This is a genomic window from Mycobacterium florentinum (genome assembly GCF_010730355.1).
Classification (GTDB): domain Bacteria; phylum Actinomycetota; class Actinomycetes; order Mycobacteriales; family Mycobacteriaceae; genus Mycobacterium; species Mycobacterium florentinum.
The window spans coordinates 2,285,351-2,300,138 of the sequence record NZ_AP022576.1; the positions used below are offsets into that span (position 1 = coordinate 2,285,351).

The window sequence follows — 14,788 nt, forward strand, 5'->3', positions numbered from 1 at the left end:
GCAGCGCCTAGGCCGCCAGGTCGTCGGCATCCTTGCGCAGCTGCTCCATTTTCTTCATGGCGCGCTTGGTGCGGCGCCAACCCCGAACGGTGGCAATGGCGGTCTTGAGTCCGCGCCGCCGGCCGGTCTCCGGATCGGTCCCCGCGAAATCGGCCTCCAGCTCGGCGAACATGCGCTCGCTTCGGGTTTCCGGCGCATCGTCGGCGTTGTCCAGCAAGTACTTGTTGGGCAACGACAGCTTGGCCATCGTGCGCCAGGTCTTGCCGTACTGCACCAGGAATGAGCCTGTGGTGTAAGGCAAGTCGTACTTGTCGCAGATCTCGCGCACCCGCACCGAGATCTCGTGCAGCCGGTTGCTCGGCAGATCGGGGTACAGATGATGCTCGATCTGGTGGCACAGGTTGCCGCTCATGAACCGCAACAGCCATCCGCCTTCGAAGTTGGCGCTGCCCAGCATCTGGCGCAGGTACCACTGGCCCTTCGTTTCGCCGATCATGTCGGTCTTGGTGAATTTCTCTGCGCCATCAGGGAAGTGGCCGCAGAAGATCACCGCGTTGGCCCACACATTGCGGATCACGTTGGCAACGGCATTGGCCTTCAACGTGGACGTGTACGTCGCGCGGGGCGACAGCGAGGTCAGCGCCGGGAATGCGACGTAGTCCTTCAGCACCTGGCGGCCGGCCTTGGCGAAGAACTCCTCGGTCCGCTCTCGGGCCTCGTCCTGGTCCATCCGCTTCTTGAGGATCTTGCCGATCTCGACGTGTTGCAAGCCGACGCCCCACTCAAAACCGAGAGCCAGCAAGGTGTTCCACACCAGATTGAAGAGGTTGTACTTCCTCCAGCGCTGATCCCGGGTGACACGCAGCATGCCGTAGCCCACGTCGTCGTCCATCCCGAGAATGTTCGTGTACTTGTGGTGCACGAAGTTGTGGGTGTAGCGCCAGTGCTTGGACGACCCGCTCATGTCCCACTCCCACGAGGAGGAGTGAATCTCCGGGTCATTCATCCAGTCCCACTGGCCGTGCATGACGTTGTGGCCGATCTCCATGTTCTCGATGATCTTGGCCACGCCCAGGGTCACGGTGCCGGCCCACCATGCCGAGCGCCGCGAACTCGCGGCCAGCATGAGTCGGGCGGATACCTCCAGCGCACGCTGCGCGGCGATGGTGCGACGGATGTAGCGGGCGTCCCGCTCGCCGCGTGAGTCTTCTATGTCCTGGCGGATAGCATCCAGCTCAACGGCCAGGGCTTCGATATCAGCGTCGGTCAAATGCGCGAATACGTCGACGTCTGTGATCGCCATCGTTCTCACCTCCCGGCGTTCGATTTCGATTCTGTGGTCAGTACCTACGCTATCGTAACCTACGACGCCGTAGGTTACCTATGAGTAGCGTTTAAATGTCGAGCACACAATTGCCGGATGCGGCCGAAACGCAGGTCTGTACTCGACTCCCGGGCTCGTGTTCCTGCCCGGTCCGCAGGTCACGGACGTGACCTTCCACCAGCGGCACCACGCACGACTGGCAGATACCCATCCGGCAGCCGAACGGCATCTGGATTCCTGCGCCCTCCCCCGCGTCCATCAACGAGGTCGCGGCGTCGGCAGCCACCGTACGCCCGCTTCGGCCGAAGGTCACCGTTCCGCCCTCACCGGCGGGTGCGGCCTTGGCGACTGCGAATCGCTCGAGATGCAGGCGGTCACCGACGCCCGCGTCCGTCCAGACCTGCTCGGCCTGGGCCAGCATGCCCTCCGGACCGCAGGCCCAGGTTTGACGTTCGCGCCAGTCCGGCACCTCGTCGTCGAGCCGGGTCAGGTCAAACCGGCCCTGCGCCCGGGTCTCGCGTACCTGCAACCGGTACCCGGGGTGCACCGACGCGAGTGCGGTCAATTCCGTGCCGAACATCACGTCCGATTGGGTGGGCGCCGAGTGCACGTGCTGAATGTCGCTAATTTGCTTGCGGCGCACCAGTGTTCGCAGCATCGACATCACCGGCGTGATCCCCGATCCAGCGGTGAGGAACAGGATCGACGGCGGAGCCGGATCGGGCAGGACGAAGTTGCCCTGCGGCGCGGCCAGCCGCACGATCGTCCCCGGCTCGACACCGGCCACCAGGTGGGTGGACAGGAAGCCTTCCGGCATCGCCTTGACGCTGATGGTCACCGTGCGTTCGGGACCGGATCCGGACCGTGCCACCGGGCTCGACGTCAGCGAATAGGACCGCCAGCGCCAGCGGCCGTCGACCAGCAGTCCGATCCCGATGTACTGGCCCGGCTCGTAGTCGAAGCTGAAGCCCCAGCCCGGTTTGATGACCAGGGTCGCGGAGTCCTCGGTCTCCCGTCGAACCTGCACGATGCGGCCCCGCAATTCGCGCGCCGACCACAGCGGATTGGCCAGATGCAGATAGTCGTCGGGCAACAGCGGCGTCGTGATGCGCGCGGCGATCTTGCGCAGCGCATGCCAGCCGGGATGGCGCTCGGCCCCCGCGACCGTGGGGCGCCTGGTCTCGACGACATTCGCCGTGATCGATTCGTATTTCTTACCCATAGGAAGCTCCTGCTCAGGCTGCGGGCGTTTAGCTTCCGCTTCATTTTCGCCGGGGCGTCGGCGCCCGCACAAAGGCTACGGTACCGTAAGTTACGGTAAATTATCCAGGCCTATGCGCCCGGGACTGCGTCACAATTGTCGGTCCGTCGCGGTTACAGCAAGTCGAGCAGGAACGGCAGCTCCTGGTTCGCGTACCAGGCCAAATCGTGGTCCTGGGCGTCGCCGACGATCAGGTCGGCATCCTCATCCCCCAGGTCAGCGGCGTCGATGGCCTCAATCGCCTTGGCGACGGCGTCTTCCGCGCCGGAGTTGTCGACGTAGGCCGCGATCACCCGGTCCATCGGCACGGGCCCGGCGAGCCTGACCACCGCATCGTCGAGATCGGGGCGGAAGGTGACGTCATCGACCTCGGCGGCGACCACCACTCGCCGCGGCCGCGCCGATTGATCGTCGTCGGCCGCCAGCAGGCGCAGCGAGGCCAGCGCCGCCTCACGCAGCGCCACCTCGGCGAGCTCGTCGTCGTCGCCCTCCGCGTAGGCCTCGCGCAGGGCCGGAGTCACCGCGAATGCGGTGCCATTGACCGGGCTCATCGAACCATCGGCGACGAGCTGCTGCAGCATCGCCAGCGTGGCCGGAATGTAGACCTGGATCGCGCCAGCGCCCATCGTCAGCTCTCGATCAAGGTGGCCGCATAATCATCGACATAGGTCGACAGCTCCCGCGGCGGGCGCTGGTAGTTGCCGGTCTCGATCGGGCGTTCCGGCAAGTCGACCTTCGGCTCTTCGACCTCGTGGTAGGAGATGCTGGTGAGCAGGTGATGCATCATGTTCAGTCGCGCGTGTTTCTTGATATCGGATTCCACTACGTACCAAGGACTTACCGGCGTATCGGTGTGCACCATCATCTCGTCCTTGGCGCGCGAATAGTCCTCCCACCGAAACACCGATTCCAGATCCATCGTGGACAGTTTCCAGCGCCGGACGGGGTCGTTGCGGCGCGCCCGGAAACGGCGCAGCTGTTCGGCCTCGGAAACCGAAAACCAGTACTTACGCAGCAGAATCCCGTCATCGATCAGCATCTGCTCGAATATCGGCGTCTGTCGCAAAAACAGCGCATGTTCTTGCGGCGTGCAGAATCCCATGACTTTCTCGATGCCGGCGCGGTTGTACCAGGACCGGTCGAACAGCACGATTTCGCCTTTACTGGGCAGATGCGCGATATACCGCTGGTAGTACCACTGGCCGCGCTCTCGATCCGTGGGCACCGGCAACGCGGCGATGTGGGCGGTACGCGGGCTGAGGTATTCGGTGATCCGCTTGATTGAACCACCCTTACCCGCGGCGTCTCGGCCTTCGAACAGCACCACGATCCGTGCCCCGGAATACCGCACCCACTCCTGCAGCTTCACGAATTCTGTTTGCAACCTGAACAATTCGGCTTCATAGACGGCGTCGGAGATCTTGGGCACGTCCCGCCCAGACGATTTCTTTTTCTTCGCCTTCGCCGGTGTGCCGTCGCTCGAGGTGCTCACGTTTACGAATGGTATACCCCCACACCAATTTTCACTGCCAACAATTAGCGGGAAGCTTCGAGTAGTTCCTCGAGCGATTGCTTCAACAACGCCGGCAGCAGGTCGACGTCGCTCATCGCATCGCGGTCGGCATTGATTCCGAAATACAGCGTGCCGTTGTAGGACGTCACACCGATGGCCAGCGCCTGATTGTGCAGCAGCGGCGGCACCGCGTAAGTCTCCAGCAGTTTGGTGCCGGCGACGTACATCTGCGACTGGGCGCCGGGCGCATTGGTGATCAACAAGTTGAACAGGCGCGCCGAGAAGCTGGTGGCCACCCGGATGCCCATGGCGTGCAGGGTCGGTGGCGCGAAACCGGACAACGTGACGATGGTGCGGGCGTCGACCAGCCGCGCGGCCGACGGATTCGACTCGGTGGCATGCGCGATCTGCGACAGGCGCACCACCGCATTGCGCTCGCCCACCGGCAGGTCGACCAGGAACGGGGTGACCTGACTGATCATCTGGCCGGGGCCCGTCGAGTCGTGTTGGTCCTCGGCATAGACCGAAAGCGGCGCCATCGCCCGGATCGTCGCGCTCGACGACACCCCTTCACCGCGCGACATCAGCCAGCTGCTCAGTGCGCCGGTCACGACGGCCAGCACCACATCGTTGATGTCGCAGTCGTAGCGTGCCCGGACCGTGCGGTAATCCTCGAGGCTGCCGCGGGCGACGGTGAACCGCCGATGCCGCGAAACGGTGGCGTTGAGCGGGCTACTGGGCGCCGTGCCGCGCGCCACGGTCCGCGCGATGTCGAAGACCCGGCGGCCCACGTTGAGCAGCTCGCCGTAGTTCGTCGCCAACCCGGCCATCGCGGAGCCGACGGCCTGCAGCTGCGTGCCCGGGCCAACCATCCAGTCGGTGAGCGCGCCCACCAGCAGCCGCGTCGGGCCGGGCTCCCGTTCCGGGATCCAGATGTCCTCGGGGAACGGCGCCGGCTGCCGCGTCCGGTCGGCGATCACGTGACCGATCTCCAGCGCCGTCATCCCGTTGATCAGCGCCTGGTGCGACTTGGCGTAGAGGGCAACCCGGTTCTTGGCCAGGCCTTCGACCAGGTACATCTCCCACAGCGGCCGCGTCTTGTCCAGCGGCCGGGCGGCCAGCCGCGCGATCAGCTCGTGCAGCTGCTCATCGCTGCCCGGCGACGGCAGCGCCGAGCGCCGTACGTGGTAGGTGATGTCGAAATCCGCGTCGTCGATCCACACCGGCCTGGCCATGCCGATCTTCACTTCGCGGACCTTCTGGCGGTAGCGCGGTATCTGTGGCAACCGCTGTTCGACGGCGGCGAGCACCGTCTCATAACTCAGCCCGGTCCGCGGGCGCTGAAGGATCGATAGCGATCCCACGTACATCGGGGTGGCGGTGTTCTCCATCCGATAGAAGGACGCGTCCGATGTGGACAACCGGGTCACCATTGCGGCCCTGGCCTCCTTGGTCAATCCTTGGCGTTCCCCGATGCTCTCGCCCACCGTAATAGTCCGCTAGGGCGCAACACGGTGCGGGTACGCGCGATGTCGAATTGTGCGATGATGACCGGCAATTGAAAGACTAATTGTCTGCCACTCTCCTGCAGGCCGCTCGTTCATCGATGACTTGGAGAGTGCGTGTTGACCGTCAGCCCCGTAAACCCCGCTCACCGAGACGATTTCGCCGTCGTGCCGGTCGTCGAGTACGAACCACCGCCGCGGGAGTTGCCGCGCAACCTCTCGCCCTGCCGCCAGTCGACCGTGGCGCACCGGGCCGGCGGCGGGCCACGCCGGCCCTATAGCGGGCGGGCAGTCAGGCAACCGGAGCCGACGGCGCCCTGGTCCGCGGCGATGCGTCAGGCCGCGACCTTCGCCGACGCCGCGCTGCGCCGGGTGCTCGAAGTGATCGATCACCGGCGACCCGTCGCCCAGCTCAGGGGTCTGCTGATACCCGGCCTCGTCGACTCCGTGCTGTCGGTCAGCCAGTCGGGCGCCGGACGCCAGGGGGCGGCGGTGCTGCGCCGGATGCGGCTGCAACCCGTCGGGCACCGCGCCGCGGAGAGCGCCGCCGAGATATTCGGCTCCTACAGCCGCGGGGACCGCATTCATGCCATCGCCGCTCGGGTGGAGAAGCTGCCCACCAACAGCGGAGTCCGCTGGCAGGTGGTGGCCCTGCATATCGGTTGACGGCGCTAGTGTTGCCGAATGGATGGAGACACGCTCAGCGTCGAACGGGTCATCAAAGCACCGCCGGACAGGATCTTTGCCCTGCTGGCCGACGCCGCCAAACACGCCAGTTTCGACGGCTCCGAGTCGGTGAACCGGTGCACACAGGAGTCGGTCCCGCTGACGATGGGTTCGACGTTCGGGATGGCGATGCGGGGCCGCAAGGAGACGCTGTTCATCCCCTACCGCACCACCAACACCGTCATCGAGTACGAACCCGACCGGCGTATCGCGTGGAAGACCACCGCCTTGGGCGGCCGGGTGGGTGGCCGCATCTGGCGCTACGAGCTGATTCCGGCCCCGGACGGCACCGAATGCACGCTGGTCCGCGAAACCTGGGACGTGTCGCAAGACAAGCAGAAGGCGATGATCACCAGCGGCTCGATGCCCAGCCGGACCGAGGCGGGCATCCGCGCAACCCTGGACCGGATCGCGACGCTCCTCGAAAGCTAGTGATGTGGGCGGGCGGCCGCGTGCGGGTGCCGCCGCATCCCGGGCACCAGCGCCGGCACCTCGCGGCGGTAGGCAAGGTATTGCTCGCCGACCGACTCGACCAGATCGTGTTCTTCCAGCCGCACCGCGATCAGGATGTAACCCGTTGTGGCGAGGCTGAATAGCAGGTGCCCGGCCGTCATCGTGGGTGTCGACCAGAATGCGATCAGAAAGCCCAGCATCAGCGGGTGCCGCACCACCCGGTACAGGTACCGAACACGAAAGTCCAAGTCGCGGTACGGTTTTCCGCGCCATGCTAGGTACACCTGCCGCAACCCGAACAGGTCGAAGTGGCTGACCATGAACGACGAGAAGAACACCGTCGCCCAGCCGAGCCAGAACAACGCCCACAGCACCACCCGTGCCGCCGGCAGGCTCACGTCCCACACGACGTCCGGAAGCGTCCGCCACTGCCAGTAGAGCAGCAACAGCGCGCCGCTCGCCAGGACCACGTAGGTGCTGCGCTCGATCGACGAGGGCACGAATCGCGTCCACCATCTCTTGAACGCCGGCCGCGCCATGACGCTGTGCTGAATCGCGAAAACACCGAGCAGGAGTACGTCGATCAGCACCGCCAGACCCATTGGCGCCGAGAGCGCGTGGTCGACACTGCGCGGCACCCAGATGTTGCCGACGAATCCGATCGCGTACGTGAACGACACCAGGAACAGCAGATAAGCCACTGCGCCGTAACAGATTGTCAAATATCGACTCATGTCTTGATTGTCCGCCGCATCCCGCGCGAAAGAGTGGGGCGATTGCCTCAATTTTCGGTTGTTGGTAGTGACAACCCTTGTTGCAGGGCATACATGCTGGCGCCGATGCGATTTGAGACGCCGATCTTCGCGTATGTCCGCTCCACATGATTGCGGGCGGTCTTCTCGCTGATCACCAACGCGACCGCGATTTCCTTGTTGGACGCACCGCGCGCGACGAGGCGGAGCACCTCGATCTCGCGCGGGGTGAGTCCGCCCGGACGGGGCTTGGGCCGCTGGGCAGGCTGACCCGCCGCGTGCAGCACCGCTTCGACGGCGACGGGGTCGAGTTCACCGGCGCCCACCCGCTCATGCAGCCGCCGGGTCGCCGTGCCCGGTGACAACTCTTCGCGGTATGGCCTTGGTTCACAAGCGGATTGGTAGCTGACCGCGGCCGCCAGGATACGGTCGGGCAGGCTCAGCGCGGTCCCGGCAAGCCCGCGCGGGTATCCCGATCCGTTCAGGCATTCGTGGTGGTTTCCGGCGACTTCCGCGAGCCGACCCAGGCCGCGGACCTGGTTGAGGATCCGGGCGGTGAGATAGGGATGCAACCGCACCCGCTCGAACTCGCCCGCGGTCAACGACCCCGGCTTGGACCAGATTTGATTGGACACACCGATGCGGCCCAGGTCGTGAACGTGACCCGCACGTCGCGTCAGGGCCGCCGAGCCGGCGTCGACGCCGGCCACGAGCGCCGCGTCGCCGGCGAGCCGGGCCACCGCACGCGAATGCCCAAGGGTGAACGGACATTTGAGGTCGACGAAGTCACCGAACGCGACGAGAAGGACGTCCAGCTCCTGGTCGTCGAGCCGTCGGTGCCGATCGGGCGCCTCGCGCAGTGCCGCCGCCCACGCATCGCCGGGGCCCGGCCCGGCCAGGACCGCGTCGGCATTGTCGATGAAGGCGTCGACGACCTTCGGGTCGAATTGGCCCCCGCGGCGGCTGCGCGCCATGGCCACGGCGCCCTCGACGCCGTAGGTACGGTGGTGCACCTCGACCATCTCGGCGAGTTGGGCAACCCTCATCTGGATCGGGATCTGGTCGCCGCGCGCGCCGGCGGGCAGGCCGCCGCCGTCGTAGCGCTCGAAAGCGAACGCGAGCGACGCCTGGACGTCGGGGCCCAGTCCGATGCGATCCGCCAGCAGCGCCGCGGAGGTGCAATGCGAATGGATCAACCGGGACAACTGCCCGCGCGCATTGGCGAACAGCGTTGCCATGATGGTCAGCCGCTGCGTCAACGGCTGACCACGACCGATATTCCCCAGCAGGAACCGCCAATACGGCAGTCCCGACCAGTCGACCAGGTACGAGTCATGCCGCACCGCAATGTCGTCGCCGAACCAGCGTGCGTATTCATGCGAGTCGGCATGGCACCCGATCCACATGACCAATGTCGTGTAGTAGACGCAATCCCGTTGTGCGTCGGTAAGTCCCAGCCGATCCGCGAGCCGGGTGGCGATCATCGCCGCGCGCAGCATGTGCTCGGCGGGTTGCCCCAAACCGAGGTCGATCGCCACGGAGAGCGCCGCCAGCAGCTCGGCCCGGCTGGGCGCCTCGCCCGCCGGCGCCGGCCCGGTCATATGCGACGCCATCGGCTCATTGTCCCCTTCGGTCGCGTGCAAGTCAGCAAATCGAAACAGTGCGCTGCACCGCGCGGTGACGGCTCGGGTCGAACGTCTCGAAACGGCCGCCCCCGGTCACGAAAAGCCCGCGCTGCGGGCCCCAGAAGTCGGCCAGGCGGGCCTGCTGCCGCAGCGGGGCAACCGGGCCGAGATCCTCGGCGCGCCACACCGCGCGCGAATCGGTGACGGACCAGAATCGCTTGGGGGCGATCGTGAATCGCTGGCCGTTCGGTGCCCGGCCGGATAGCCGGACCCGTCCGGCGCCCATCATCGGTCCGGCGACTCGCGCGATAGCGCCGAGCGCCAACCGGTTGGTCCACACCCGTTCGGGCAGGCGCGGGGCGATCCCGCTCATCAGCCGGGTCGACGCGCTGGTCCCGAGATCCAGATGCCACTCGAGCAAGCCGGCAATCCGGACGAACAGCGACCACGGAGTAACCCAGGCGACGTCGATGTCGCATTGCACGGCGTCTCGGGGCGTGGCCGCGCTGAAGAAGCGGGAGCAACTGAGTTCGCCGGGGCTCGTCGCGTAGAACGTCCACACCCCGGCCACGTCGCGATGCCACACCGACCGGTAGCCCGGCGCGAACGAGGAAGTGGGTATGCAGCGCAGCGCGAGGTAGTGCCCGCTGGCGAAGGGCAGCCCCAAAACCCCGAAACCGGCGAATCTTTCGTTGTCACCGGGGGGCAGCGCGGCGTTGTGCAGGACGGCCGACGCGGCGTCGGCGGGAGTGTGCGACGTGGTCATGCACCGATGCTGCGCGGCGCCGCCGGGCCAGCGCATGAGGCTTATGCCTCAAATCCCTGGGCCGTGCGCCGAACGCCCGGCTGGCGGCGCGCTCGGCGTCTAACGCCCGGCTGGCCGGCCACTCGGCGACGCCCCGAAAGTGAAGTTAGTTTCACGCTGGGCGTCGAGTGTGAAACTAACTTCACTCTCGGCGAGAGGGCCGTGCGCCGAACGCCCGGCTAGCGCTTCTTCACCGACTTCGGCGGCTTGGCGCCCCGGCCTTGTTGACGGGCGGCGGCACGGCGCTCGCGCCTGCTGGCGCCGGCGGGTACGCCGGCCGGGGTCTTCTGCGCGCCACCGCCGTTGCGCTGGACTTCCGCCGAACCGTCCTCTGCCGGACCGGAGTACGTCAGAGCCGGAGCCTCGTTGTCAATACCCTTGGCGCGCAACGTGCTCGGAGCCTGCTCGCGCGCCGCGGCGGGTGCAGCGGCGGATTCGCCTTCCTGCTGTTGGGCGGCCGCGGCAGCAGTCGCGAACTCCGCGAGCCCCTCCGGCGTTTCCACCGGCGCGACCTGCGGGGCTGGGGCGGCCTCCACCGTGACGTTGAACAAGAAGCCGACGGACTCCTCCTTCATGCCGTCGAGCATGGCCATGAACATGTCGTAACCCTCGCGCTGGTACTCGACCAGCGGGTCGCGCTGGGCCATCGCGCGCAACCCGATGCCCTCCTTGAGGTAGTCCATCTCGTAGAGGTGCTCGCGCCACTTGCGGTCGATGACGTTGAGCAACACGTTGCGCTCCAGCTGACGCATCGCACCTTCGCCGGCGATTTCCTCAAGCTCGGATTCCCTTGCGGCATAAGCTCGTTCGGCGTCTTTGACGAGCGCTTCGAGCAGCTCTTCACGGGTCAGATCGTCGTGCTCGGAGTCCGCGTCACGGCGCGTGAGCGACTCGTGGTCGATCCCGACCGGGTACAGCGTCTTGAGTGCGGACCACAACGCGTCGAGGTCCCAATCCTCGGCATAGCCTTCTGTTGTCGCGCCGTCCACGTAAGCGGTGATGACATCGCGGACCATCTCGAACGCCTGCTCTTGCAGGTTCTCGCCCTCGAGAATGCGCTTGCGCTCGGCGTAGATCACCTTGCGCTGCTGGTTCATCACCTCGTCGTACTTGAGGACGTTCTTGCGGACCTCGAAGTTCTGCTGCTCGACCTGGGTTTGGGCGCTCTTGATGGCGCGGGTGACCATCTTGGCCTCGATCGGCACATCGTCGGGCAGGTTCAGCCTGGTCAGCAGCGATTCCAGGGCGGCGCCGTTGAAGCGGCGCATCAACTCGTCACCCAGCGAGAGGTAGAAGCGTGACTCGCCCGGGTCGCCCTGCCGGCCGGAGCGGCCGCGCAGCTGGTTGTCGATGCGGCGCGACTCGTGCCGTTCGGTGCCCAGCACGTACAGCCCGCCGGCCTCGATCACCTCTTTGGCCTCGGCGCTGGCTTCTTCCTTGACCTTGGGCAGTTCCTCATGCCAGGCCGCCTCATACTCGTCGGGCGTTTCCACCGGGTCCAGGCCCGCCGCGCGCAGCCGCTGGTCGGTGAGGAAGTCGACGTTGCCGCCCAGCACGATGTCGGTACCGCGGCCGGCCATGTTGGTAGCAACGGTGATGCCGCCCCGGCGCCCGGCGACCGCGATGATCCCGGCCTCCTGCTCGTGAAACTTCGCGTTGAGCACGTTGTGCGGGATGCGGCGCTTTTGGAACTGCCGCGACAGGTACTCGGAGCGCTCCACGCTGGTGGTACCGATCAGGACCGGCTGACCCTTCTCGTAGCGCTCGGAGACGTCGTCGACCACCGCGATGTACTTGGCTTCTTCGGTCTTGTAGATCAGGTCGGACTGGTCTTCGCGGATCATCGGCTTGTTGGTCGGGATCGGTACCACACCGAGCTTGTAGATCTCGTGCAGCTCGGCCGCCTCCGTCTGGGCGGTACCGGTCATGCCGGCCAGCTTGTCGTAGAGCCGGAAGTAGTTCTGCAGTGTGATCGTGGCCAGCGTCTGGTTCTCGGCCTTGATCTCGACGTGCTCCTTGGCCTCGATGGCCTGGTGCATGCCCTCGTTGTAGCGGCGGCCGATCAGCACACGACCGGTGAATTCGTCGACGATCAGGACCTCGCCATCGCGGACGATGTAGTCCTTGTCGCGGTGGAACAGCTCCTTGGCTTTCAGCGCGTTGTTCAGGTAGCTGACCAGCGGCGAGTTGGCGGCCTCGTAAAGGTTGTCGATGCCCAGCTGGTCCTCGACGAACTCCACCCCGAGTTCGTGCACACCGACGGTGCGTTTGCGCAGGTCCACCTCGTAATGGGTGTCCTTTTCCATCAGCGGAGCCAACCGGGCGAACTCGAGATACCAGTTGGAGGCGCCGTCGGCGGGTCCGGAGATGATCAGCGGGGTGCGGGCCTCGTCGATCAGGATGGAGTCCACCTCGTCGACGATCGCGAAAGTGTGCCCGCGCTGCACCATGTCGTCGACCGAGTGCGCCATGTTGTCGCGCAGGTAGTCGAAGCCGAACTCGTTGTTGGTGCCGTAGGTGATGTCGGCGTTATAGGCCACCCGACGCTCGTCGGGGTTCATGTTGGCCAGGATCACGCCGACCTGCAGGCCCAGGAAGCGGTGCACCCGGCCCATCCACTCGCTGTCGCGTTTGGCGAGGTAGTCGTTGACGGTGACGATGTGCACCCCGTTGCCGGCCAGCGCGTTGAGATAAGCGGGCAACACACAGGTCAGGGTCTTGCCTTCACCGGTCTTCATCTCGGCGACGTTGCCCAGGTGCAGTGCCGCGGCACCCATCACCTGCACGTCGAACGGACGCTGATCCAGCACTCGCCAGGCGGCTTCGCGGGCCACCGCGAACGCCTCGGGCAGCAGCTCATCAAGGGTTTCGCCGTCGTCGAGCCGCTTGCGGAACTCGTCGGTCTTGGCCCGCAGTTCCGCGTCGGTGAGTTTTTCGATGTCGTCAGACAACGTGTTGACATAGTCGGCCACGCGCCTGAGGCGCTTGACCATGCGACCTTCACCAAGGCGCAGCAGCTTAGACAGCACAGCTAGGTCCCCTGTGGGTAGGAGTCTTGTTTTCCGGTAAGGCGACTCCCATGGTAGGGGACGACCCCGTGACCGCCGCCGACGCGGCGACCCGTCAGGAGAGCCTGATCAGTCCGTAGTCGTAGGCGTGCCGGCGATAGACGACGGACGGCCGCTCGGTCTGCTTGTCGTAGAACAAGAAGAAGTCGTGCCCGACGAGCTCCATCTCGTAGAGCGCGTCGTCGACCGACATCGGCGTGGCCTGGTGTTCCTTGGTGCGCACCACCCGCCCCGGCCGATGGCCATCGTCGTCGCCGGTGTCGTGTTGGTGTGCCTCCGCGGACGCATGGTTGTTGCGGAAGGCCCGCTCCGGCGGGGTCACCGCCGTGGCCTCGGCCAGGGAAACGGGGGTCTTTTCGCCGTAGTGCACCTTGCGGCGATCTTTGCCGCGGCGCAGTCGGCTCTCCAGCCGGACCACCGCGGACTCGAGCGCGGAGTAGAAGCTGTCGGCACAAGCCTCGCCGCGGACCACGGGCCCACGGCCCCGCGCGGTGATCTCCACGCGCTGACAGGACTTACGTTGGCGACGGTTGCGTTCATGCTTGAGCTCGACATCGAACAGGTAGATGGTTTTGTCGAATCGTTCCAAGCGAGCGAGTTTCTGCGAGACGTAAACGCGGAAGTGATCGGGGATCTCGACGTTGCGGCCCTTGAAGACAACCTCTGCGGTTGCGGTCGGTTCCTGCGCGTCGATCTTTACCGGCGGTTCGTCCAGAAGCTGTGTGGAATCCACGGTTAGCCTTGACATACGTGACAACTCGTTTCTCTTTTCACGTTGCACGCGCCCTGCGTGCCGGCTCTCAGGTGAAGCTCCGACGGGGTTGGTAGCGGTGTCAAAACAGCCACCGCCGCAGGCAGCCCGCCGTTGCAAGATGTCGAATACTCACCCCCTCCGCATAAGGCGTCTCAACCTGTGAAATTGCGACCCGTGAATCGGAACCAGTGGGTCCCGAAGAGTTGTTGAAGGTTGTTCTCGACGTTAGCTCGTGTTCGCCTCGCCGTGCCACCGATTTGACGAACCCGTAGCGAGTTCTTCACGTCTTCTTGGCAATTTCACTGGTTTACGCCGAGTTTCGGCGATTCAGGCGACCGCGATCGCCAGCACGGCCGTCACGTGCGTGCCGGCCGCCGACAACACCCGTACCGACTCCGCCACCGTCGCTCCGGTGGTGACGATGTCGTCGACGAGCAGCACCTCGGTGCGCGGCGGCCGGCCTCGCAGCAGCACCCGGCCCGCGACGTTGCGCTCACGCTCGGCAGTGCCCAGGCCGACCGAGTCCCGGGTCAGCGCTTTCATCCGCAATCCCGCTGCGATGGCGACGTCCGGATGCCGGGCTACCGCGGCTTGCGCCAGACGGGCGACGGGGTCGCCGCCGCGCCGCCGTGCCGCCGAGCGCCGCGACGGCGCGGGCACGATCGTCAACGGGGTCTCGACGATGCCCCAGGCCAGCAGCCGGTGGATGCCGACGGCCAGCGCCCGGGCCAGCGGTGCGACCAGGTCGCCGCGCCCGTGTTCCTTCATCGCCAGAATCGCCTGGCGACGGGCGCCCGCATAGCGCCCGAGCGCGAACACCGGCGCCTGCGGGTCGGTGCGCGGGCTGATCAGGTGCGGTTCGTCGGGCTTGACGACGAGCTCCATGGCGCAGGCATCGCACCAGCGGGTCGACGCCGTTCGGCAGCCGCCGCATTCCAGCGGCAGGATCAAATCGAGCACGCCGCCAGTGTCGCCGGCAGGGGTGACATCGGGGGCCGATGC

The 14,788-nt window shown here is 66.0% G+C and carries 13 protein-coding genes; 2 read left to right on the forward strand and 11 right to left on the reverse strand.

The features are described 5' to 3' along the window. Positions 1 to 7 precede the first annotated feature (7 nt). From G6N55_RS10690 to G6N55_RS29375, 5 genes are all read right to left on the reverse strand, one after another. Positions 8 to 1,303 (reverse strand): fatty acid desaturase family protein, encoded by a 1,296-nt coding sequence (locus G6N55_RS10690; protein ID WP_085220047.1) that lies wholly within the window; start codon positions 1,301 to 1,303, stop codon positions 8 to 10. 91 nt (positions 1,304 to 1,394) lie between these two features. Next, positions 1,395 to 2,546, reverse strand: coding sequence for a ferredoxin reductase (locus G6N55_RS10695; protein WP_085220046.1), 1,152 nt, complete (start codon positions 2,544 to 2,546; stop codon positions 1,395 to 1,397). A 152-nt stretch (positions 2,547 to 2,698) separates the two neighbouring features. Beyond that, positions 2,699 to 3,211 carry a DUF6912 family protein gene (locus tag G6N55_RS10700; protein ID WP_085220045.1) on the reverse strand — a complete coding sequence of 171 codons (513 nt, stop codon included), beginning with the start codon at positions 3,209 to 3,211 and terminating at the stop codon, positions 2,699 to 2,701. A 2-nt stretch (positions 3,212 to 3,213) separates the two neighbouring features. Beyond that, complete coding sequence (ppk2, locus tag G6N55_RS10705; protein ID WP_085220044.1) at positions 3,214 to 4,077, reverse strand: polyphosphate kinase 2; 864 nt, start codon at positions 4,075 to 4,077, stop codon at positions 3,214 to 3,216. Between the two features lie 44 nt (positions 4,078 to 4,121). Further along, the gene (locus G6N55_RS29375; protein WP_085220043.1) at positions 4,122 to 5,531 is read right to left on the reverse strand and encodes a WS/DGAT/MGAT family O-acyltransferase; all 1,410 of its coding nucleotides are present in this window, start codon (positions 5,529 to 5,531) and stop codon (positions 4,122 to 4,124) included. Positions 5,532 to 5,723: 192 nt separating this feature from the next. Between G6N55_RS29375 and G6N55_RS10720 the strand changes: the two genes are divergently transcribed. Continuing rightward, positions 5,724 to 6,269, forward strand: a complete 546-nt coding sequence (locus G6N55_RS10720; RefSeq protein ID WP_139826660.1) for an Rv3235 family protein — start codon at positions 5,724 to 5,726, stop codon at positions 6,267 to 6,269. An 18-nt stretch (positions 6,270 to 6,287) separates the two neighbouring features. Continuing rightward, positions 6,288 to 6,761 (forward strand): SRPBCC family protein, encoded by a 474-nt coding sequence (locus G6N55_RS10725; RefSeq protein ID WP_085220042.1) that lies wholly within the window; start codon positions 6,288 to 6,290, stop codon positions 6,759 to 6,761. Here the strand turns inward: G6N55_RS10725 and mddA are convergent. The 6 genes from mddA to G6N55_RS10755 all read right to left on the reverse strand — a co-directional run bounded on the left by mddA (position 6,758) and on the right by G6N55_RS10755 (position 14,746). Continuing rightward, positions 6,758 to 7,516 carry a methanethiol S-methyltransferase gene (gene mddA / locus G6N55_RS10730; RefSeq protein ID WP_085220041.1) on the reverse strand — a complete coding sequence of 253 codons (759 nt, stop codon included), beginning with the start codon at positions 7,514 to 7,516 and terminating at the stop codon, positions 6,758 to 6,760. The genes G6N55_RS10725 and mddA overlap by 4 nt on opposite strands. 47 nt (positions 7,517 to 7,563) lie before the next feature. Next, a complete protein-coding gene (locus G6N55_RS10735; protein ID WP_232078975.1) occupies positions 7,564 to 9,147 on the reverse strand; it encodes an HD domain-containing phosphohydrolase in 1,584 nt (527 codons plus the stop codon). A 31-nt stretch (positions 9,148 to 9,178) separates the two neighbouring features. After that, positions 9,179 to 9,925 carry a hypothetical protein gene (locus G6N55_RS10740; protein ID WP_085220103.1) on the reverse strand — a complete coding sequence of 249 codons (747 nt, stop codon included), beginning with the start codon at positions 9,923 to 9,925 and terminating at the stop codon, positions 9,179 to 9,181. Between the two features lie 218 nt (positions 9,926 to 10,143). Beyond that, positions 10,144 to 12,993 carry a preprotein translocase subunit SecA gene (gene secA, locus G6N55_RS10745; protein WP_085220040.1) on the reverse strand — a complete coding sequence of 950 codons (2,850 nt, stop codon included), beginning with the start codon at positions 12,991 to 12,993 and terminating at the stop codon, positions 10,144 to 10,146. A gap of 94 nt (positions 12,994 to 13,087) precedes the next feature. Further along, positions 13,088 to 13,765 carry a ribosome hibernation-promoting factor, HPF/YfiA family gene (gene hpf, locus G6N55_RS10750; RefSeq protein ID WP_372517579.1) on the reverse strand — a complete coding sequence of 226 codons (678 nt, stop codon included), beginning with the start codon at positions 13,763 to 13,765 and terminating at the stop codon, positions 13,088 to 13,090. 348 nt (positions 13,766 to 14,113) lie between these two features. Then, a complete protein-coding gene (locus G6N55_RS10755) occupies positions 14,114 to 14,746 on the reverse strand; it encodes a ComF family protein (RefSeq protein ID WP_085220038.1) in 633 nt (210 codons plus the stop codon). Between the last annotated feature and the right edge of the window lie 42 nt (positions 14,747 to 14,788).